Below are 20239 nucleotides of genomic sequence, written 5' to 3' on the forward strand. Positions count from 1 at the left end.
GACGTACCGCGCACTAGAGTGCGAAGGTGGCCGAACCCACCTACCGCCGGCGGCTGCTGGTGCTGGCGATCTGCTGCATGAGCCTGCTGATCGTCAGCCTGGACACCACGGTGCTCAACGTGGCGCTGCCCTCGATCCGCAGGGAGTTGAACGCCTCCGTCTCCGGCATGCAGTGGACGATCGACGCCTACACCCTGGTGCTGGCCGCGCTGCTGATGCTGTCGGGCTCGATGGCCGACCGGTACGGCCGCCGCCGGGTCTTCCAGCTCGGCCTGGTCGTCTTCACGATCGGCTCGGTCCTGTGCAGCCTCGCGCCGAGCCTCGGCTGGCTGGTGGCCTTCCGCATGGTGCAGGCGGTCGGCGGTTCGATGCTCAACCCGGTGGCGATGTCGATCATCACGAACGTCTTCACCGACCCCAAGGAGCGGGCCCGCGCGATCGGCATGTGGGGCGGCGTGGCCGGGCTCAGCATGGCCGCGGGGCCGCTGGTGGGCGGGCTGCTGGTGGACACCCTGGGCTGGCGGTCCATCTTCTGGCTCAACCTGCCGCTCGGCGCCGCCGCCCTGCTGCTGACCGCGCTGTACGTCCCCGAGTCCAAGGCGCCCACACCGCGCCGGATCGACCCGGTCGGCCAGCTCCTGGTCATCGTGCTGCTCGGCTCGCTCACCTTCGGCATCATCGAGGTGCCGTCGACGGGCTGGCTCTCCCCGCTCATCCTGGGCTGCTTCGCGCTCGCCGCCTGCGCGCTGGCCGGGCTGCTGCTCTACGAGCCCAGGCGGGTCGATCCGCTGATCGACCTGCGGTTCTTCCGCAGCGCGCCGTTCAGCGGCGCCACGGTCGTCGCGGTGGCCGCGTTCGCCGCGCTGGGCGGCTTCCTGTTCCTCAACACGCTGTACCTGCAGGAGGCGCGCGGCCTGTCCGCGCTGAACGCCGGCCTGTACACGCTGCCCATGGCGGGCATGACGCTGGTCGCCGCCCCGCTGTCCGGCCGCCTCGTCGCCGCCCGCGGCCCGCGCCTGCCGCTGGTGCTGGCCGGGCTCGCGATGGCGGCCAGCGGCGTGCTGGCGGTCGCCTTCGACGCCGCGACCTCCGACCCGCTGCTGATCACCGTCTATGTGCTGTTCGGCGGCGGGTTCGGCCTGGTCAACGCGCCGATCACGAACACCGCGGTGTCCGGGATGCCGATCGCCCAGGCGGGGGTCGCGGCGGGTATCACCTCGACCAGCCGCCAGGTCGGGCAGTCGCTCGGCGTCGCGGTGATCGGTTCGGTGATCGCCGCGAGTGCGGGATTCGCGGCGGCCGGCCGTACCTCGTGGTGGATCATCACCGGTTGCGGGGTGGCGGTGCTCGTGATCGGCGCCGCCACCAGCGGCCCGTGGGCCGCCGGGACGGCCGAGCGCACCGCCGCCAGAATGGCCGCCGTCAGAACCTAGGCGGCCACGACTCGCACGCGGTCACGACGTCAAGCGGACGTCGTCTGGTCGTGCGCGGAGTCGGCCTGCCTGGCCTCCTCGCGCGTCGAGTCGGCGCCCAGCTCCTCCCGCAGCCGCTCGAGATCGATGTCGTGGTTCGTGTACTTCAGCTGGCGCGCGACCTTCGTCTGCTTCGCCTTGGCCCGTCCTCGCCCCATGGCTCCACTCCCTGTCCCCGCACTCATCCTAACTTGAAGAATTATGCAACTCGCTATATTACGATAGTTGCATGCCCGTTCCGCTGTACCAGGCCAAGGCAGATTTCTTCCGAACGCTCGGGCATCCCGTGCGCGTCCAGGTGATGGAGCTGCTGCAGCAGGGTCCGCTGCCGGTCCGCGACCTGCTCACGGAGATCGACATCGAGGCGTCGAGCCTCTCCCAGCAACTGGCCGTGCTCCGCAGAGCCGGCATCGTCACCGCGACCCGGGACGGCGCGACCGTCGTCTACGCCCTCTCCAGTCCGGACGTCGGACACCTGCTGATCGCCGCCAGGGCCATCCTCACCGACATGCTAGCCGGACAGGGCGAGTTGCTGGCCGAACTTCGCGCCGAAGCACGCGGCTAGCCGAATACCAGCGCGACGGCGGTCCATTGTCTCGAAAACCCATCTTGTCGCTCTTTGGGCCTTGACAGTTCGGTGCGCTGAAGGAAATTGACCGCAGGGCGGATTAATCGCGACTTCGGGCTCTCCACGGCGTTCCTCTCCTGTCCGACCAGGGCCGGACGACCGCGTTTCACGAGGTACGCGCGACTGCTGAATGACGCGCGCTCCTCTTGATTTGATAAATTCGGCGACCATGGGCGGGCAGGGGAGAAACGCTCATGAAGCAATGGGTATTCGATTCCGCGGCCTGGTGGCGATTGCCGCGGTGGCCCTTCTGGCCCCGGGAATCGGGCAGCTCTGGGAAACGTCGCTGGAGTCGCTGCCGGAATTCTCCCCGCCGTACGTCGCCGCTACCTGCGGTTTGCCAGGAGGAGGATCCGTTAGGCTCTGGAGCCATGGTCTCCGAGCTGTTCGACCCCAAGGCCTGGCAGGTCGTCGAGGGATTCGACTTCACCGACATCACCTACCACCGAGCTGTCGACCAGGGCACCGTGCGCATCGCCTTCAACCGGCCCGAGGTGCGCAACGCCTTCCGGCCGCAGACGGTCGATGAGCTGTACCGCGCCTTCGACCACGCCCGGCAGAGCAGCGACGTCGGCTGCGTGCTGCTCACCGGCAACGGGCCCTCGCCCAAGGACGGCGGCTGGGCGTTCTGCTCGGGCGGCGACCAGCGCATCAGGGGCAAGGACGGCTACCAGTACGCCGACGGCACCAAGGCGACCGGCCGCCTGCACATCCTGGAGGTGCAGCGGCTGATCAGGTTCATGCCCAAGGTCGTCATCTGCGTGGTGCCCGGCTGGGCCGCGGGCGGCGGGCACAGCCTGCACGTCGTCGCCGACCTGACGCTGGCCAGCGAGGAGCACGCCCTCTTCAAGCAGACCGACGCCGACGTGGCCAGCTTCGACGGCGGCTTCGGCTCGGCCTACCTGGCCCGCCAGGTGGGCCAGAAGTTCGCCCGCGAGATCTTCTTCCTCGGCGACACCTACACCGCGGCCGACGCCCACCGGATGGGCATGGTCAACGCGGTCGTGCCGCACGCCGAGCTGGAGACGACCGCGCTGGAGTGGGCCCGCAAGGTCAACGGCAAGTCGCCGACCGCGCAGCGCATGCTGAAGTACTCCTTCAACCTGATCGACGACGGCCTGGTGGGTCAGCAGCTCTTCGCCGGTGAGGCGACCCGGCTGGCCTACATGACCGACGAGGCCGCCGAGGGCCGCGACTCCTTCCTGGAGAAGCGGGAGCCCGACTGGAGCCCCTACCCCTGGCACTACTGATGATCGAGGTGCCTCCGGCGCTCCGTGCCCACCACCTGAAGCACGAGGCCGACGCGGGCGCCGCCTGGTCGGACGGGCTGCCCGCGCTGGCCGAGAGCTTTCTCAACCGCTGGGACCTGCGCCCGGACGGGCCCGCGGCGCACGGGATGATCGCGCTGGTGCTGCCCGTCGTGCGCGCCGACGGGTCGCGGGCCGCGCTCAAGCTGCAGCCGGTCAACGACGAGAGCGCGGGCGAGGCTCCCAGCCTGCGGGCGTGGGCGGGCGACGGCTCGGTGCTGCTGCTCGACGAGGATCCCGCGACGGGGACGATGCTGCTCGAACGCCTGGACGGCGGGCGGTCGCTGTCGTCGGTGCCCGATGACATGGAGGCGCTGCGGATCCTGTCGGAGCTGCTGGCCAGGCTCGTCGTGCTGCCCGCGCCACCTGGGATGCGGCGGCTCGCCGACGTCGCCGAGGCCATGCTCGCCGCCGTGCCCGGCGCGCTGCCCGAGCTCGGGGAGGGCGACGCCGGGTGGCTGCGGACCTGCGCGGGCGCGGTGCGGGAGCTGGCCGGGGAGGCGGGTGACCGGTTGCTGCACTGGGATCTGCACTATGACAACGTGCTGGCCGGTGAGCGGGAGCCGTGGCTGGCGATCGACCCCAAGCCGCTGGCCGGGGACCCGGGGTTCGATCTGCTGCCGGCGCTGTGGAACCGGTGGGGGGACGTGGCGGCGAGCGGGGATGTGGCGCGGGCCGTACTGCGGCGCTTCGATCTGATGGTGGACGTGCTGGGGCTCGACCCGGGGCGGGCCGCCGGGTGGACGCTGGGCCGGGTGCTGCAGAACGCGCTGTGGGACGTGGAGGACGGCGAGCCCGCCCTCGACCCGGCCCAGCTCGCCATCGCCGAGGCGGTCCTGCGGCGCGCCTGATCCGTCAAGTCGCGCACTAACCGGCCAAGCCGACTTAAGAGGTTAGAGATTGACCAAGGTCAGGGCGGGTACGTACTCGACGCCCCCGACGACGGCTGTTCGACGGGGGCACCAATGTGCTCAGGACACCAAGATGGCGATCTTGCCCCGGCCGTGCCTGGTCTCGATCTCGCGGTGGGCGTCCGCGGCCCGCTCCAGCGGGTAGGTCCGGCGGATCGGGAAGACGAACTCGCCCCTGCTGATCAGCTCGGCGTACCGGCCCAGCCGCTCGGCGCTTCTGACGCCCTGCGTGGTCTTGACGCCGAGCCCGGCGGCGCGCTCGTGCTCGAACAGCGTCAGGATCCGGGCGCGGTCCTTGACCAGTTCCAGGGAGACCTCCAGGGCGTGACCGCCCGCTCCGTCCAGGGCCGCGTCCACACCCTGGGGAGCCAGCGCGCGCACCCGGTCGGCCAGGCCGTCGCCGTACGCCACCGGGATCGCGCCGAGTTCCCGCAGGTAGTCGTGGTTCTCCGGGCGGGCGGTGCCGATGACGGTGGCGCCGCGCATCCGCCCGAGCTGCACCGCCGCGGTGCCGACCGATCCGGCCGCGGCGTGGATCAGGACGGTGTCGCCCTCGCCCACGGCCAGCCCGTCCATGGCCAGCTCGGCCGTCTGCACACCCGCCGTGAGCGCCCCCGCGACCTCCCACGGCACATTGGCGGGCTTGGGCGTGACATTGGCCGAGGGCACCACGATGTACTCGGCGTAGGCGTTGAGCAGCGAGAACCCCAGTACCTCCGCCCCCACCGCGACCTCGGTCACCCCCTCACCCACCTGATCCACCACCCCGGCGAACTCGTTGCCCGGCACGCGCGGCAGCGGAGTGTCCACACCCTGGGGAACCCATCCCGCCCGCACGGCGGCGTCGAAGGGCTGTACGCCCGCGGCCTTCACCCGCACCCGCACCTCCCCCTGGCCGGCCTGCGGCGTCTCCAACTCCATCACGCGCAGCACCTCGGGCCCACCGGCGGACGAAAAAGCAGCAGCTCTCATGGGAAACAGCCCCCTTGTCTCGGATACCGCCCCCAGCCTGCAACCTCAAGTCATCTTGAGGTCAACCCACCCGTCCCCCCATGAGCTGACGTGGCGTAGTAATTTGGCTACGTACGGCACACATCAGGATTCGGGGGAATCATGAGTCACCTGGTCGCCATCGCGTACCCGGACGCCAACACCGCCATTCAGGTCCGGGACCGGCTGTTCGCCATGCAGAAGGAGAAGCTGATCACGCTCGAGGACGCGGCCGTCGTCGAGCGCCAGCAGGACGGGAACATCAAGCTCCACCAGGTCGCCAGCGCCGTCGGGATGGGCGCCGCGGGCGGCGCGCTCTGGGGCGGCCTGATCGGGCTGCTCTTCTTCATGCCGCTACTCGGCATGGCGCTCGGCGCGGCCGGCGGCGCCGCCAGCGGCAAGATGACCGACCTGGGGGTGGACGACAAGTTCATGAAGGATCTCGGCGAGGATCTCACGCCCGGCACCGCGGCGCTGTTCCTGCTGGTCGTCAAGAGCACACCGGACAAGGTGGTCCCGGAGATCGCCCAGTACGGCGGGCACATCCTCAAGACCTCGCTGAGCACCGAGGCGGAGACCCGTCTGCGCGAGACCCTGGAGGCCGCCGAAGCCCAGGCCCGGCCCGGCACGCAGCCCCAGGGCTGACCACGACCGGGCGGGGCCCGCAGCACCCGCCCGGCGCGGAACTCCCTCCCAGGAGTGAGCCGGGAAACCGCTCCTGTCGGCGATCACACGGGCCTCCTGATCTCCGAGGATGGGACCAACCAGCCCAGGAGGTCCCGATGCTCACCTATGAGGAAAGATTGGACGCCCCTGCCCCACTGGCCGCGACCTGCCCTCCGGCGGCAACGGCCTGATCGGCATCCGGGAGCGCGCCACCGCCTGCGGCGGCACCGCGAGCACCGGCCCCCGCCCCGACGGCCCCGGCTTCCAGGTCTCGGTACGGCTCCCGCTGACCGCCCGGACGGTGACGGCATGACGATCCGCGTGGTGGTCGCCGACGACCAGGAACTGGTCCGCGGCGGATTCGCGATGATCCTGGACGCCCAGCCCGACATCCAGGTCGTGGCCAAGGCGGGCGACGGCCAGGAGGCGCTGGAGGCGGTCCGCGCGCACCGGCCCGACGTGCTGCTGCTCGACATCCGGATGCCCAGGATGGACGGGATCGAGGCGGCGCGGCTGGTGTGCGCGGAGAGCGAGTGCCGGGTGCTCATGCTGACCACGTTCGACCTGGACGACTACCTCTACGACGCGCTGCGCGCGGGGGCGAGCGGGTTCCTGCTCAAGGATGTACGGCGGGACGACCTCGTGCACGCCGTCCGGGTGGTGGCGGCGGGCGAGTCCCTGCTGGCGCCGTCGGTGACCAGCAAGCTCATCGCCGAGTTCACCTCCAGGCCGAGCGCGCCGGGCGGGGTGCCGGTGGCGGAGCGGCTGGCTGTGCTCACCGTGCGGGAGCGGGAGACGCTGCAGCTCATCGCGCGCGGGCTGTCGAACGCGGAGATCGCCGAGTCGATGGTGGTCAGCGAGCACACGGTGAAGACGCATGTGAGCAAGGTGCTGACCAAGCTCGGGCTGCGGGACCGGGTGCAGGCGGTGATCGCGGCGTACGAATCTGGCCTGGCCGTACCCGGTATTTCGTGAAATTTAGTGATCCGCAAGCAGGCTGCAATGTCATTACGAATACTCAGAAAGGACACATAACGGGGATATAGTCGGCCTCTTCGCAGGGGGCACACCGAGGGGGACACCAACGCAGATGGGCGACTTCGTCGACTCCGCGCTGGCCTTCCCGGCCGTGCTCTTCAGCTTCCTGCTCGTGGTCGTGGCCGGCTACTGGATCGTCGTGATGTTCCTCGGCGCGGATCTCGACACCGAGGGACTGCAGCTCCCGCTCGGCCTCGGCGGCGTGCCCGCGGCCGTCGCCTTCTCCGTCTTCGTCGCCCTCGCCTGGTTCATCAGCCTCGCGGGCGTCACCCTGCTCAGTGGCCTGCCGCTGATGTTCGCCGTGCTCGCGGCCGCCCTCGCCGGGGCCTGGCTCGGCACCCGCCTGACGATCATCCCGCTCCGGCGGTTGTTCCCGGACGCCGCGGAGCCCTCGCGCAACGACTTCGTCGGCCGCATGTGCGTCATCCGCACCGGCCGTGCCGGCAACGACTTCGGCCAGGCCGAGGTCACCGCCGCCGACGGCTCCTCGGCCGTCGTGCAGGTCCGTACGACCGGTGAGGACAGCCTCGGTCGCGGCCAGCACGCCATGATCTTCGATTACGACGCAGAGGGCGAGTTCTTCTGGGTCATGCCCTATGAAAGGGATCACTAGTGGATGTCATCTCCGCCGGCTTCGGCATCCTGCTGGCCGTCATTCTGATCGTCGTCATCGGCCTGATCTTCACCATCAGCCGCCTGTTCCGAAAGGTGGAACAGGGCAAGGCGCTCATCGTCTCCAAGGTCCGGCGGGTGGACGTCACCTTCACCGGCGCGGTGGTCCTCCCCGTGCTGCACAAGGCCGAGGTGATGGACATCTCGGTGAAGACCATCGAGATCGTACGCGCCGGTCAGGAAGGCCTGATCTGCCGCGACAACATCCGGGCCGACATCCGGATCACCTTCTTCGTCCGGGTCAACAAGACCGTGGAGGACGTCATCAAGGTCGCCCAGGCGATCGGCACCGTCCGCGCCAGCGACGAGCGCACCCTGCAGGAACTGTTCAACGCGAAGTTCTCCGAGGCGCTCAAGACCGTCGGCAAGCAGCTCGACTTCGTCGACCTCTACACCAAGCGCGACGAGTTCCGCGACCAGATCATCCAGGTCATCGGCACCGACCTCAACGGCTACAGCCTTGAGGACGCGGCGATCGACTTCCTCGAGCAGACCCCGATGTCCAAGCTCGACCCGGCCAACATCCTCGACGCCCAGGGCATCCGCAAGATCACCGAGCTGACGGCCGGCGAGAACGTGCGGACCAACGAGTTCCGCAGGCACGAGGAGAAGGAGATCACCCGCCAGAACGTGGACGCCCGCGAGGCCATCCTCGAACTGGAGCGCCGCCAGGCCGACGCGGAGATCAAGCAGCGCCGCGAGGTGGAGACCATGCGGGCGCGCGAGGAGGCGGAGATCGCCCGCGTGCAGGCCGAGGAGCGGCTCAAGGCCACCAGCGCCGCCATCAAGACCGACGAGCAGATCGGCGTCCAGCACGAGAACCGCGCCCGCGAGGTCGCCGTCGCGGAGAAGAACCGCGAGCGGGTCATCGCCATCGAGAGCGAGCGGATCGAGAAGGACCGCATGCTGGAGGTCATCTCCCGCGAGCGGGAGACCGAGCTGTCGCGCATCTCCAAGGACAAGGAACTGGAGACCGAGAAGCGCTCCATCGCCGAGGTCGTCCGCGAGCGCATCGTGGTGGAGAAGACGGTCGCCGAGCAGGAGGAGGCCATCAAGCGGCTGCGCGCGGTCGAGGAGGCCGAGCGGCTGCGGCAGACCCTGATCATCCAGGCCGAGGCCGAGGCGCAGGAGAACCTGGTCAAGGACATCAAGGCGGCCGAGGCCGCCGAGGCCGCCTCCAAGCACCGGGCGCGCGAGGCGCTGGTGCTCGCCGAGGCCCGGCAGCAGGCCGCCGACCTCGACGCCAGGGCGAAGATCCGGCTGGCCGAGGGCATCCAGGCGGAGACCGCCGCGGCCGGGCTGGCCGAGGTGCAGGTCAAGGAGCGGGACGCGGAGGCGATCGAGAAGGTCGGCCGCGCCGAGGCGATCGTGGTGAGCGAGAAGCTCAAGGCCGAGGCCGAAGGCGCGCGGGCGATGGCGGTGGTCGAGGGCGAGCGGCTCAAGGCCGAGGCCGAGGGCGAGCGGGCCAAGGCGCTGGTCATCGGCGACCGGCTCAAGTCGGAGGCCGAAGGCCGGCAGGCGATGGCGCTGGCCGAGGCCGCGACCGTCGGCGAGAAGCTCAAGGCCGAGGCCGAGGGTCTCACCGAGAAGGCCGCCGCGCTGGCCGCGCTGGACGACGCGAGCCGGGCGCACGAGGAGTACCGCCTGCGGCTCGACGCCGACAAGGAGATCAGGCTCAAGCACATCGACGTCCAGCGGCAGATCGCCGAGTCCCAGGCGAGCGTGGTGGCCGCGGGCCTGTCGAAGGCGAACATCGACATCGTCGGCGGGGACACGATGTTCTTCGACAAGGTGGTCGGCTCGATCACCGCGGGCAAGGTCGTGGACGGGTTCGTGGAGCACTCCGGGGTGGCCAGGGCGATCGCGGAGCCGTACCTCAACGGGTCGGCCAGCCTGCCCGGGGACCTGGCGCGGCTGATCGGCGGGATCAGCACCGAGGATGTCAAGAACCTCACCGTCTCCACGCTGCTGATGCAGCTCATCGCGAACGGCGGCCCCGACTCCGCCAAGCTGAACGAACTGCTGGAGTCCGCCAAGCGGCTGGGCGTGGCCGAGTCGCCGGTGGCCGCGCTCACGGCGGTGAAGCACTGACATGACGACCGAGCAGGCGGGGCCCGGCCCGGCGCGGGGCGCCGCCTCCGGCCCCACGACTCCAGGCACGGACGCGAGTACGGCCAGCGCCGGGATCGGCGGGATCGAGGCCGGGACCTACGAGGTCCTGCGCACCCGCCTGGCGAACCAGGCCAGGGAACTGGCCAGGGCGGCCGAGGCGGTGAACGCCGAGCGCCTGAAGGTGTTCGGCGGCGCCGAGCTGCGCCTGATCGGCACCGAGCGGATCCGTACCGAGAACAACTGCGTGCCGCGCGACATCGTCTCCGTGGGCGATTTGATGATCTTCGGCTACAACGTCTTCATCGGCCTCAAGCCCGAGACCACGGTCGACGACGTCTTCTCCGTGCACTCCTTCTCCCGCGAGGACGAGGCGTTCCGGTTCGACGCCGGGACGCTGCCCGCGCTGCAGGACGACCAGTTCAAGAAGGACTTCGCCGAGCTGTACCGGTACTACAAGGAGACCCGCCTGCTGCAACTGCGCAGGGTGGAGGGCAAGCTGCTGGCGGTCTTCCAGACGGGCCCGGCGGACCTGCGCGTGCTCCGCTGGTCAGTCACCACCACCGGAGTCCCGAAATATCAGGACAATCGGGGGGAGCGGGATCATGTCTTCCCGCCCTCGCACGACTTCGAGTGGATCCCCACCACCCGCGACGACCACATCCTCGGCCGCCACCCGCACATCTCCATCCAGGGCGAGGTGTTCGTCGAGACCGTCGGCGGCGACCTCACCGTCAAGATCGAGAACAACACCGAGTCCGGCGCCGGCGTCTACCGCGAGCCGGTCGCCGAGCCGCTGCAGAGCCTGGCCGACGCCGACGTCGAGCACGCCAGGATCGGCCCGCTCATCCTGCTGCGCGTCAAGCCGTACAAGGAGGACGAGTGGCGGCACCTGGTGTTCAACACCAGGACCAAGGGCGTGGTGCGGCTCGACGGGATCGGGCAGGCGTGCCAGCGGCTGCCGGAGGACCAGGGGCTGATCTTCCCCGGCGGCTACTACCTGTCCACGGGCGTGTCCAAGACGTTCGACACCGACGTGACGGATCTGGAGTTCGAGCGGGTGATCCGCTCCCCCAACGGTGAGGACGTGCTGTACGCCTTCCACGCCAAGGGGGACGGGCGGTCGCTGCTGCTGCCGTACAACGTGATCAGGAAGGAGGTCGCCAACCCGATCCCCTGCCACGGCTACTCGATCTTCGACGACGGCACGCTGGTCGTCTTCCGGGCGACCTCCGACGAGCCCACCCGCGTGCACCCGATGCAGGTCTGGCAGACGCCGTACGTCTCCGACACCTACGCCGCCGCGCAGCCCGTCGGCACCGGGCCACTGGACCGGATCGGCAACGCCGAGCTGGTCAGGGGCGTGTCCGACTGCCTGTCGGTGGCCCGCATGGTCGAGGAGATGGCGCCCTCGGCGGCGACGTTCGAGGCGCTCATCGCCACCTGCACGCGGGCCTTCGACCACTACCACTGGCTGGGCGAGCAGGGCCTGCGCACCCCGCTGGCCGACGTCCGGGCGACCGCCGAACAGGTCCTCGACGAGTACGAGAACGTCGAACAGCTCACCCTCCAGGCCAGGACCACCCTGGAGCGGGCCGCCGCCGAGACCACCGAGCTGGTCCGGAAGGCCAGAGGCGAGACGCTCACCTCCGCCGACGCCTGGGTGTCCCGGCTGGCCGAGCTGCGCCGCCGCCAGGGCGGCCTGGTGACCCTGCGCGAGACCCGGTACATCGACCTGAGCAGGCTCGACGAGCTGGCCGCCGAGCTGTCCGGCGAGCTCGAATCCGTGGGCCGCCGCGCGGTCTCCTTCCTGGAGGGCACCGACGCCTTCACCGGCTACCACGCGGCCGTCGCCCAGTTGGAGGCCGACGCCGCCGCCATCGCCACCGCCGCCGAGGCCGCGCCGGTCGGCGAGCGGCTGGCCGCGCAGGCCGAAGGGCTTGAGGTGGTCACCGAGGTGGTGGGCTCGCTCGACATCGCCGACGCCACCGTCCGCACCTCGATCCTGGAGCGGATCGGGGAGGTGATGGGCGGGGTCAACCGGGCGCGGGCCGTACTCGACGGGCGGCGCAGGCAGTTGCTGTCCACCGAGGGGCGGGCCGCGTTCGCCGCCGAGTTCGCCCTGTTCGGGCAGGCGGTCACCGGGGCGCTGGCGATGGCCGACACGCCCGAGCGGTGCGACGAGCAGCTCGGGCGGCTGATGCTGCAACTGGAGAACCTGGAGTCGCGCTTCGGGGAGTTCGACGACTTCGCCCAGTTGCTGACCGGCAAGCGGGAGGACGTCTACGAGGCGTTCTCGGCGCGCAAGCAGACCCAGCTCGACGAGCGGGCCCGGCGCGCCGACCGGATCTCCACCTCCGCCGAGCGCATCCTGGCCAGCGTGGCCAGGCGGGTGGCGACGCTGGGGTCGCTGGAGGAGGTCAACACCTACTTCGCCACCGACCCGATGGTGTCGAAGCTGCGCGCGGTGGCCGCCGAGCTGCGCGAGCTGGGCGACTCGGTACGCGCCGAGGAGCTCGAAGGCCGGGTCAAGGCCGCCCAGCAGGAGGCGGGGCGGTCGCTGCGGGACCGCCTCGACCTCTTCTCCGACGGCGGCGAGACGCTGCGCCTGGGCCGCCACCGGTTCGCGGTCAACACCCAGCCGATCGACCTGACCCTGGTGCCGCACGACGGCGAGATGCAGTTCGCGATCACCGGCACCGACTACCGCTCCCCCGTCCCCGCCGACTTCGCCGACACCCGCCCGTTCTGGGACCAGCTCGTCGTCTCCGAGACCCCGGCCGTCTACCGCGCCGAACACCTGGCCGCCACCCTCCTCGCGTCCACCCCACCCGAGGAACTCCACACCGCCAACCTCCTCGACCTGGTACGGCGAGCCTCCGAGGACCGCTACGACGAGGGCTACGAACGCGGCGTCCACGACCACGACGCCGCCGCCATCCTGGACACCCTCTTCCGCCTGCGCGAAGGCGCCGGACTGCTGCGCTACACCCCCGAGGCCCGCTCCCTCGCCCAGCTCTGCTGGTCCCACGGCCTCGACGATGTTTCACGTAAAACATTCACCACCCGCGCCACCTCCCTGGCCCGCGCCCGCGAAGCCTTCGGCCACACCGCCGCGATCGAGTCCCTCGCCCAGGAGCTGGCCGCCCGGGTCGCCGACTTCCAGACCCGCCTGAGCGCGAGCGCGGATCTCGGCCTGGCTGCGCTCGCCGGGGAGTACCTCGTCGAGGAGCTCGCCGCCCAACCGGCCGGCTTCGTCACCAGCGCGGCGGCGCGCGACCTGCTCGACCGGTTCCGCCAGGCGCTCGGGCCGTCCAAGGCGAGAGAGTTCGACGACGACCTGCGCGCCCTGGGGGGCGACCTGGTGGCGAAGGTGCAGCTCGTCCAGGCGTGGTTGAGCGCGTTCGATCCGGTGCCCGAGCTGGCCGAGGCGATAGCCGTACAGCTGTGTGACCTGCCGAGGCACGACTCCAGTGCCATGCTCACCGCGACCGTCGAGGGGCTGCTCGGCACGCACCCGCGGGTCGCCGACCGGAAGCTGGAGCTGCGGCTGGACGAGACGCTGGCCAGGACCAGGGTGTTCAGGCAGGAGCGGGTGCCCGCGTTCCGGGCCTACCAGCGGCGGCGCGGCGAGCTGGTCGCCGCCGAGCGCGACCGGCTGCGGCTGGAGGAGTACAAGCCCAAGGTGATGAGCGCGTTCGTGCGCAACCGCCTGCTCGACGAGGTGTACCTGCCGCTGATCGGCGACAACCTGGCCAAGCAGCTCGGCGCGGCGGGCGAGGGCAAGCGCACCGACCAGATGGGCCTGCTGCTGCTCATCTCCCCGCCCGGCTACGGCAAGACGACCCTGATGGAGTACGTCGCCAGCCGCCTCGGCCTGGTCTTCGTCAAGGTGAACGGCCCGGCCCTGGGCCACGAGGTCACCTCGCTGGACCCGGCCGACGCGCCGGACGCCACCGCCAGGCAGGAGGTGGAGAAGATCTCCTTCGCGCTGGAGTCGGGCAACAACACGCTGCTCTACCTGGACGACATCCAGCACACCTCGCCGGAGCTGCTGCAGAAGTTCATCTCGCTGTGCGACGCGCAGCGCCGCATCGAGGGCGTCTGGAACGGCCGGACCCGGACCTACGACCTGCGCGGCAAGCGGTTCGCGGTGTGCATGGCGGGCAACCCGTACACCGAGTCGGGGCAGCGGTTCCGCATCCCCGACATGCTGGCCAACCGCGCGGACGTGTGGAACCTCGGCGACGTGCTGTCGGGCCGGGACGAGCTGTTCGCGCTGAGCTACATCGACAACGCGCTCACCTCGAACCCGGTGCTCGCGCCGCTGTCCACTCGCGACCGGGGCGACGTGGAGATCCTGGTCAGGCTGGCCAGGGGGGACGAGTCGGTGCGTACCGACCAGCTCGCCCACCCGTACTCCAAGGTCGAGCTGGACCAGATCCTGAACGTGCTGCGCAAGTTGCTGCGGGTGCAGCGGGTGGTGCTGGCCAACAACCAGGCCTACATCGCCTCGGCCGCGCAGTCGGACGAGGCGCGCACCGAGCCGCCGTTCCGCCTGCAGGGCTCCTACCGCAACATGAACAAGCTGGCCGAGCGCATCGTCCCGGTGATGAACGACGCCGAGCTGGAGTCGGTCATCGACGACCACTATGTGGGCGAGGCGCAGACGCTCACCACGGGGGCAGAGTCCAACCTGCTCAAGCTGGCCGAGTTGCGCGGACGGCTGACGCCCGCGCAGGAGGCGCGCTGGGCCGAGGTCAAGGCGGCCTACCTGCGGGCGAAGGCGCTCGGCGGGTCGGCGGACGACCCGGTGACCCGCGCGGTGGGGGCCATCGGGCTGCTCGCCGACCGGGTGGGCGACATCGGCCAGGCCATCCGCCACCCGGACCGCTGACGGCCCGCTCGCCCGCCCCGGCTCCTCAGTCGTCGAGGCGGGCGAGCACCGTGCCGGAGATCTGGGCCAGCACCCGGAGCTGCTCCTCGCTCAGCAGGTCGATGAAGTGCTTGCGGACCGAGGCCACGTGCCCCGGAGCCGCCTCCTCGATCACCCGCAGCCCTTCGGCGGTGAGCACGATCATCGCGCCCCGCCCGTCCTCGGCCACCTCCTGCCTGCGCACCAGCCCGCGCTCCTGCATGCGGCTGAGGTGGTGCGAGAGCCTGCTCTTGGACCAGCGCATGTGGGTGGCCAGCTCGGTCAGCCGTTGGCGGTGTCCCTCGGCCTCCGACAGGTTCGACAGCACGTCGTAGTCGGGCTCCGACAGCCCGGACTCGCGCGACAGGTCGCGCTGCACCTCCAGGTCGAGCAGCAGGCGCATGCGCCGGTACCCGATCCAGGCGGCCATCTCCGTCTCGTTCAGCCAGTTCACGGCCTCATCCTAGTTGACACGTCATCAACTCTCGAGCTCGGCGGTGGCCGCGTTCTGGATGGCCGTGGCCCGGGTCAGGAAGTCGAGGATGAGCTCGAGCTGCTCGTCGGTGTAGCCGTCGTACAGCTCGGTCAGCCCTGCCACCAGGCCGTGGAACATGTCGCCGAACATGGCCAGCCGCTCCCGGTTGAGCTCCACGATGACCCGGCGCCGGTCCTTGGCGTCCTTCACCCGGCGCACCATCCACTTGGCCTCCAGCCGGTCGATGAGCCCACTCACCGAGGCCGGCGCGAGGCCGGTGTGCTTGGACATCTCCCCGGCGGTCAGCGGCCCGAGGCGTTCGAGCACGTCGAGCGCCTTCTCCTCGGTCATGCTCAACCCGACGCGCGCACTGACGACGCCATGGAACATGACCGCCGCGCTGCTGTTCTCCCGGCCCGCGACGAACAGCTTCTCGAGAAGATTCTTTCGGTGATCCGAAATATCTCTGGACACGGCCATCCTCTGGTGCTTATATTTCGTTCGACCGAACGAAATAATCTGAGAAGAGGTTACCAGATGAAGGCTCTGATCATCGGATGCGGGATCGGCGGCCCCACGACCGCGATGGCCCTGCAGCGGGTCGGCATCGACGCCGAGATCTTCGAGGCGTACGGCGCCGCCGCCGACGGCGTCGGCTCCTTCCTGAACATCGCCTCCAACGGCCTGGACGGCCTGCGCGTGCTCGGCGCCCACCGCGAGGTCATGGCCGAGGGCGTGCCCACCCCCGAGATGGTCATGTGGAGCGGCAACGGCAAGCGCCTCGGCGCCGTGCCCAACGGGCTGCCCCTGGCCGACGGCACCGTGAGCCACACCATCCTGCGCGCCGACCTCTACCGCGTGATCCGCGACACGGCCGTCTCCCGCGCCGTCCCCATCTCCTACGGCAAGCGCATGGTCTCCTACGAGGACACCGTCCACCAGGTGACCGCCCACTTCGACGACGGCACCGAGGCCACCGGCGACATCCTCATCGCCGCCGACGGCGTCCACTCGCGCACCCGCACCCTGCTCGACCCCGCCGCCCCCGCACCCCGCTACGCGGGCCTGCTCAGCTTCGGCGGCATCGTCAAGGACCCCGACTTCACCGGCGAACCCGGCGTGTACAACATGGTCTTCGGCAAGAAGGCGTTCTTCGGCTACACCGTGGCCACCACGGGCGAGACCTGGTGGTTCGCCAACCTGCCGATGGCCACGCCGCCGAGCAGGCGGGAACTGGCCGCCACCGACTGGCGGCCGATCCTGGTCGAGGCGTTCGCCGGCGACGACAACCAGGCCGCCGAGATCATCCGCAGGAGCATCGTAGAGCCCGGCCTGCCCGTCTACGACCTGCCGCCCGTGCCCACCTGGCACCGGGGCCGGGTGATCCTGACCGGCGACGCCGCGCACGCCACCTCGCCCAGCTCCGGCCAGGGCGCCTCCCAGGCGATCGAGGACGCCCTGGTGCTGGCCAGGTCGCTGCGCGACTCGCTCGGCCACGAGGCGGCGTTCGCCAGGTACGAGGCCGAGCGCAGGGAGCGGGCCGAGCGCGTGGTGGCCTACTCCAAGCGGATCAGCAACAGCAAGGCCGCGGGCCCGGTCGCCCGGGTGTTCCGCGACCTGATGATGCCGATGTTCCTCAAGAAGGCGGCCAGCTCGGAGTCGCTGGCCTGGATGTACCGCCACCACATCGAGCTCTAGAGCATGCGCAGCGCGCCCGCCACGGACTCGGCGCTGGCCGGCAGCAGCGGCAGCCGTACGTCGGGGGTCGGGATCAGGCCTTGGGCGTGCAGCACGCCCTTGATCACGGCCGGGTTGGGCTCGGCGAACAGGGTCGCGGACAGGCGGGCCAGCTTGTGGCCGAGCGCGCGGGCCCGGGGCACGTCGCCGTCGTGCCAGGCGGTGACCAGTTCCGCGAACTCGGCGGTGGCCAGGTGCGCCGAGGCGAGGATCCCGCCGGAGGCGCCCAGCGCCAGCAGCGGCGAGATGACCGCGTCGTCCCCGCCCAGCACCGCGAACCCCTCGGGCAGGTCCCCGAGCAGGGCGACCGCGTCCTGGTCGAGCCCGCCGGCCGCGTACTTCACCCCGTCGACCATCGGCAGCGCGCCCAGCCGCCGCAGCGCCGCGGCGCTCAGCGCCTGCCCCGTCCGGTAGGGGATGTGGTAGATCACCAGTGGCACCGGCGTCTCCGCCGCCAGCGCCTCGAAGTGCGCGATCACCCCGCGCTCGCCCGGCCGGACGAAGCTCGGCACCGTCACCAGCGCCGCCACCGCCGACTCCGGCAGCTCGCGCAGCGCCCGCGCGGTCGCCCTGGTGTCGCTGCCGCCCGCCCCGACGATCAGCTCCGCGCCGCGCGCCGCGCACACCCGCGCACACGCCTCGATCACCTGGCGCCGCTCGCTCCCGTCGAGCGTCGCGACCTCCCCGGTGGTCCCCAGCGCGACCAGGCCGACGGCCCCCTGATCGAGTACGGCCTGCGCCAGCTTCTCCAGCGCGTCCACCGCCACCTCGCCGTCGGGGGCGAACGGCGTGATCATCGGTATGTAGATTCCGCTCAGCATGCCTTCAGGCTGACGCGCCCCGACCCCTTAGGTCCAGCTCCGATTTCTACGGTCGAGATTAAGCTGACCTGATGCTCGACCCGCGCAAGCTCCGTCTGCTCCGCGAACTGTCCCGCCGCGGCACCATCGCCGCCGTCGCCGAGGCGATGACCTTCACCCCGTCCGCGGTCTCCCAGCAACTCGCCGCCCTGGAACGGGAGGCGGGCGTCCCCCTCCTGGAGCGCACCGGCCGCACCGTGACTCTCACCCCCGCCGCCCACCTGCTGGTCCGGCACGCGGAAGCCGTACTCGAAGAGTTGGAGCGGGCCGCGGCCGCGCTGGCGGCCACCCGCACCGGGTTGTCCGGGCCGCTGCGGATCGGCGCGTTCCCCACCGCGGCCCGCACGCTGCTGCCGCCCGCACTGGTCGAGCTGGCCCTGCGACACCCCGCCCTGGAGCCGATGGTGTCCGAGATCGACCCCGCCGACGTCTCCGACGCGCTGCGGGCGGGCGAGCTGGACCTGGCGCTGATCCACGAGTACGACTTCGTGCCCCAGGTCCTGGACGCCGGGGTGGCGGGCGAGCCGCTGTTCACCGAGCCGATCTACCTGGCCTCGGCCTCCCCCGGCCACCGCGGCCTGGCCGACGCCCGGGAGGAGCCGTGGATCGTCGGCAAGCCCGGCACGCTCTGCCACACCATGACCATCCGCGCCTGCCAGGCCGAAGGCTTCGAGCCGCGGGTCCGCCACCGCATCGACGACTTCGACGCCGTCCTGGCCCTGGTCGCGGCGTCCCAGGGCGTCGCCCTGATCCCCCGCCTGGCCGCCCTGTCCCCGCCCTCCGGCGTCACCCTCACCCCGCTACCGATCCGCCGCCGCACCCTGACCGCCGTCCGCAAGGGCTACGGCGCCCACCCCGCCATCCGAGCGACCGTCACCGCACTCCAGGCAGCCTTCAGGACAAAGTCCATAGCATCTAAGTAAGATTGAAACTTACTTAGATGCGATCTTACTTAGGAGCCCGCCATGGTGGTCGAGTTCTCCGGACGCGCGCACGACCTCCGAACGCTGAACGACCAGCTAGATCTGATCAGGAGGGGGAAACTGGCCACACGTGGTCGCGCTTTGACCATGACAGGCCGACGGCGGGTGGGAAAGTCCCGGCTGGTCCAGGAGTTCTGTGATCGGTCCGGTCTGCCATACGTGATCTTCCAAGCTTCGCGCGGCCGAGCACCCGCAGCGGAGCGGAATGACTTCGTCGAGGCCATGGTCTGCGCGGGACTACCCGCTGTCGATCTTGTGTCAGGGGCCCGGCCACAGGACTGGAATCAAGCCCTGCGAGCCCTCGCCCAGGCCACCGGAGACGAACCCGCCATCATCGTCCTCGACGAGGTTCCCTGGCTGATCGAGCAGGACCACGAGTTCGAGGGCGCCCTGCAGACGGTCTGGGACAGATTCCTGTCAGCCAAGCCGCTCCTGCTGATCCTGGTCGGCAGCGACCTCACCATGATGGAAGCGCTTCAACAGTACGGCAGGCCCTTCTTCGGAAGGGCCGCCCGCATGACCATCCGGCCACTCGATCTCGCCGACGTGGCCGGGATGACCAAGCTGCCCGCCGCCGATGCCATCGACGCGCTGCTGGTCACCGGCGGCTTCCCGGAGATCGTTCGATCCTGGGAACCGGAGATGGACCGGGTCGGCTTCCTCCGCCAGAGCCTTGATTCGCCGCTGTCCCCGCTCCTCGCGGCCGGAGAGCTCACGCTGCTGGGCGAGTTCCCCGCCTCAACCCACAGCCGGATGGTCCTGGAAGCCGTAGGGGCAGGGGAACGAACCTTCGCCAACATCGCCGGCAAGGTCGGCGGCGTGAATCCGCTGCCTTCCGGAACCCTTGCCCCCATCCTCGCCAATCTCGTGGGCAAAGGAGTGGTCAGCGCGGAACTACCGCTGTCCACCAAGGCCGACACCAGGAACAAGCGCTATCGGGTGGCCGACCCCTACCTGCGCTTCTGGCTAACGTTCCTGCGCCGCGCGATCGCCGACAGTGAGCGTGGCAGACCGGACCTGGCTCTGCGGCGAATCGAACGATCCTGGAGCGCGTGGCGGGGTCGTGCCGTGGAACCGATCATTCGCGAGACCCTGGCCAGGGCGCTGCCCGACGACAGATGGCCGGATACCGAGGAGATCGGCGGCTGGTGGAACCGGCAGAACAACCCAGAGATCGATCTTGTGGGAGCGGACAAGGGGCCGGTCGCCGGTCAGATTCACTTCGTCGGGTCGATCAAGTGGTTCGACAACCGCCTCTTCGACCGTCACGACTACGACCAACTGGTCAAGGACGGGAGCTTCGTACCCGGTGCGACCCCGGAGACCCCCAGGATCGCGATCTCCCGGGCGGGCTTCGAGTCCGGGGTGCCCGTCGACCAGTGCTGGGGGCCTGAGGAGTTGCTCGGGGTCTGGGCGGGCTGAGAAGGGTCTCAGTGTCTCTCAGGGCGGGCACAGCGCCCAGGGAGCAGGCTGGAG

17 protein-coding genes are annotated in these 20239 nt (G+C 70.3%); 12 read left to right on the top strand and 5 right to left on the bottom strand.

Annotation, left to right across the window (positions count from 1 at the left end):
- Nucleotides 1–26: 26 nt before the first annotated feature.
- Entirely contained in the window at nt 27–1433 is a 1407-nt protein-coding gene (locus tag ABZ911_RS18005; protein WP_358056497.1) for an MFS transporter, read from the top strand.
- Nucleotides 1434–1462: 29 nt separating this feature from the next.
- On the opposite strand, the gene ABZ911_RS18010 is transcribed toward ABZ911_RS18005, so the two are convergent.
- On the bottom strand, nt 1463–1630 hold the full coding sequence (locus ABZ911_RS18010; protein ID WP_358056499.1) for a DUF3073 domain-containing protein: 168 nt from the start codon (nt 1628–1630) through the stop codon (nt 1463–1465).
- 71 nt (nt 1631–1701) lie between these two features.
- Between ABZ911_RS18010 and ABZ911_RS18015 the strand changes: the two genes are divergently transcribed.
- From ABZ911_RS18015 to ABZ911_RS18025, 3 genes are all read left to right on the top strand, one after another.
- The gene (locus tag ABZ911_RS18015; protein ID WP_358056501.1) at nt 1702–2037 is read left to right on the top strand and encodes a metalloregulator ArsR/SmtB family transcription factor; all 336 of its coding nucleotides are present in this window, start codon (nt 1702–1704) and stop codon (nt 2035–2037) included.
- A gap of 434 nt (nt 2038–2471) precedes the next feature.
- Nucleotides 2472–3350 (top strand): 1,4-dihydroxy-2-naphthoyl-CoA synthase, encoded by an 879-nt coding sequence (locus tag ABZ911_RS18020; RefSeq protein WP_358056503.1) that lies wholly within the window; start codon nt 2472–2474, stop codon nt 3348–3350.
- Nucleotides 3350–4258, top strand: coding sequence for an aminoglycoside phosphotransferase family protein (locus tag ABZ911_RS18025; protein ID WP_358056505.1), 909 nt, complete (start codon nt 3350–3352; stop codon nt 4256–4258). The genes ABZ911_RS18020 and ABZ911_RS18025 overlap by 1 nt, the downstream gene beginning before the upstream one ends.
- A gap of 120 nt (nt 4259–4378) precedes the next feature.
- Here ABZ911_RS18025 and ABZ911_RS18030 read toward each other — a convergent pair whose 3' ends face one another.
- Entirely contained in the window at nt 4379–5239 is an 861-nt protein-coding gene (locus tag ABZ911_RS18030) for an NADP-dependent oxidoreductase (protein ID WP_358056874.1), read from the bottom strand.
- Nucleotides 5240–5431: 192 nt separating this feature from the next.
- Between ABZ911_RS18030 and ABZ911_RS18035 the strand changes: the two genes are divergently transcribed.
- From ABZ911_RS18035 to ABZ911_RS18055, 5 genes are all read left to right on the top strand, one after another.
- The gene (locus ABZ911_RS18035; protein WP_358056507.1) at nt 5432–5953 is read left to right on the top strand and encodes a DUF1269 domain-containing protein; all 522 of its coding nucleotides are present in this window, start codon (nt 5432–5434) and stop codon (nt 5951–5953) included.
- A gap of 330 nt (nt 5954–6283) precedes the next feature.
- Complete coding sequence (locus ABZ911_RS18040) at nt 6284–6949, top strand: response regulator transcription factor (protein ID WP_358056509.1); 666 nt, start codon at nt 6284–6286, stop codon at nt 6947–6949.
- Nucleotides 6950–7064: 115 nt separating this feature from the next.
- Entirely contained in the window at nt 7065–7625 is a 561-nt protein-coding gene (locus tag ABZ911_RS18045; RefSeq protein ID WP_358056511.1) for a hypothetical protein, read from the top strand.
- Entirely contained in the window at nt 7625–9775 is a 2151-nt protein-coding gene (locus ABZ911_RS18050; RefSeq protein ID WP_358056513.1) for a flotillin family protein, read from the top strand. Before ABZ911_RS18045 ends, ABZ911_RS18050 begins: the two co-directional genes overlap by 1 nt.
- A 1-nt stretch (nt 9776) precedes the next feature.
- Nucleotides 9777–14690 (top strand): DNA repair ATPase, encoded by a 4914-nt coding sequence (locus ABZ911_RS18055; protein ID WP_358056515.1) that lies wholly within the window; start codon nt 9777–9779, stop codon nt 14688–14690.
- Between the two features lie 25 nt (nt 14691–14715).
- On the opposite strand, the gene ABZ911_RS18060 is transcribed toward ABZ911_RS18055, so the two are convergent.
- On the bottom strand, nt 14716–15162 hold the full coding sequence (locus ABZ911_RS18060) for a MarR family transcriptional regulator (protein WP_358056517.1): 447 nt from the start codon (nt 15160–15162) through the stop codon (nt 14716–14718).
- A 24-nt stretch (nt 15163–15186) separates the two neighbouring features.
- Nucleotides 15187–15663 carry a MarR family transcriptional regulator gene (locus ABZ911_RS18065; RefSeq protein ID WP_358056519.1) on the bottom strand — a complete coding sequence of 159 codons (477 nt, stop codon included), beginning with the start codon at nt 15661–15663 and terminating at the stop codon, nt 15187–15189.
- 57 nt (nt 15664–15720) lie between these two features.
- On the opposite strand from ABZ911_RS18065, the gene ABZ911_RS18070 reads away from it, so the two are divergent.
- Complete coding sequence (locus ABZ911_RS18070; RefSeq protein WP_358056521.1) at nt 15721–16881, top strand: FAD-dependent monooxygenase; 1161 nt, start codon at nt 15721–15723, stop codon at nt 16879–16881.
- Here the strand turns inward: ABZ911_RS18070 and ABZ911_RS18075 are convergent.
- Nucleotides 16878–17741 carry a 4-hydroxy-tetrahydrodipicolinate synthase gene (locus ABZ911_RS18075; protein ID WP_358056523.1) on the bottom strand — a complete coding sequence of 288 codons (864 nt, stop codon included), beginning with the start codon at nt 17739–17741 and terminating at the stop codon, nt 16878–16880. The genes ABZ911_RS18070 and ABZ911_RS18075 overlap by 4 nt on opposite strands.
- A gap of 71 nt (nt 17742–17812) precedes the next feature.
- On the opposite strand from ABZ911_RS18075, the gene ABZ911_RS18080 reads away from it, so the two are divergent.
- Nucleotides 17813–18703: a LysR substrate-binding domain-containing protein gene (locus ABZ911_RS18080; RefSeq protein WP_358056525.1), complete on the top strand. Its 891-nt coding sequence runs from the start codon at nt 17813–17815 to the stop codon at nt 18701–18703.
- Between the two features lie 315 nt (nt 18704–19018).
- Entirely contained in the window at nt 19019–20185 is a 1167-nt protein-coding gene (locus ABZ911_RS18085) for a DUF234 domain-containing protein (protein WP_358056527.1), read from the top strand.
- Nucleotides 20186–20239: the final 54 nt, after the last annotated feature.

It is taken from the genome of Nonomuraea sp. NPDC046570 (genome assembly GCF_040645915.1).
In the GTDB taxonomy this organism is placed as follows: domain Bacteria; phylum Actinomycetota; class Actinomycetes; order Streptosporangiales; family Streptosporangiaceae; genus Nonomuraea.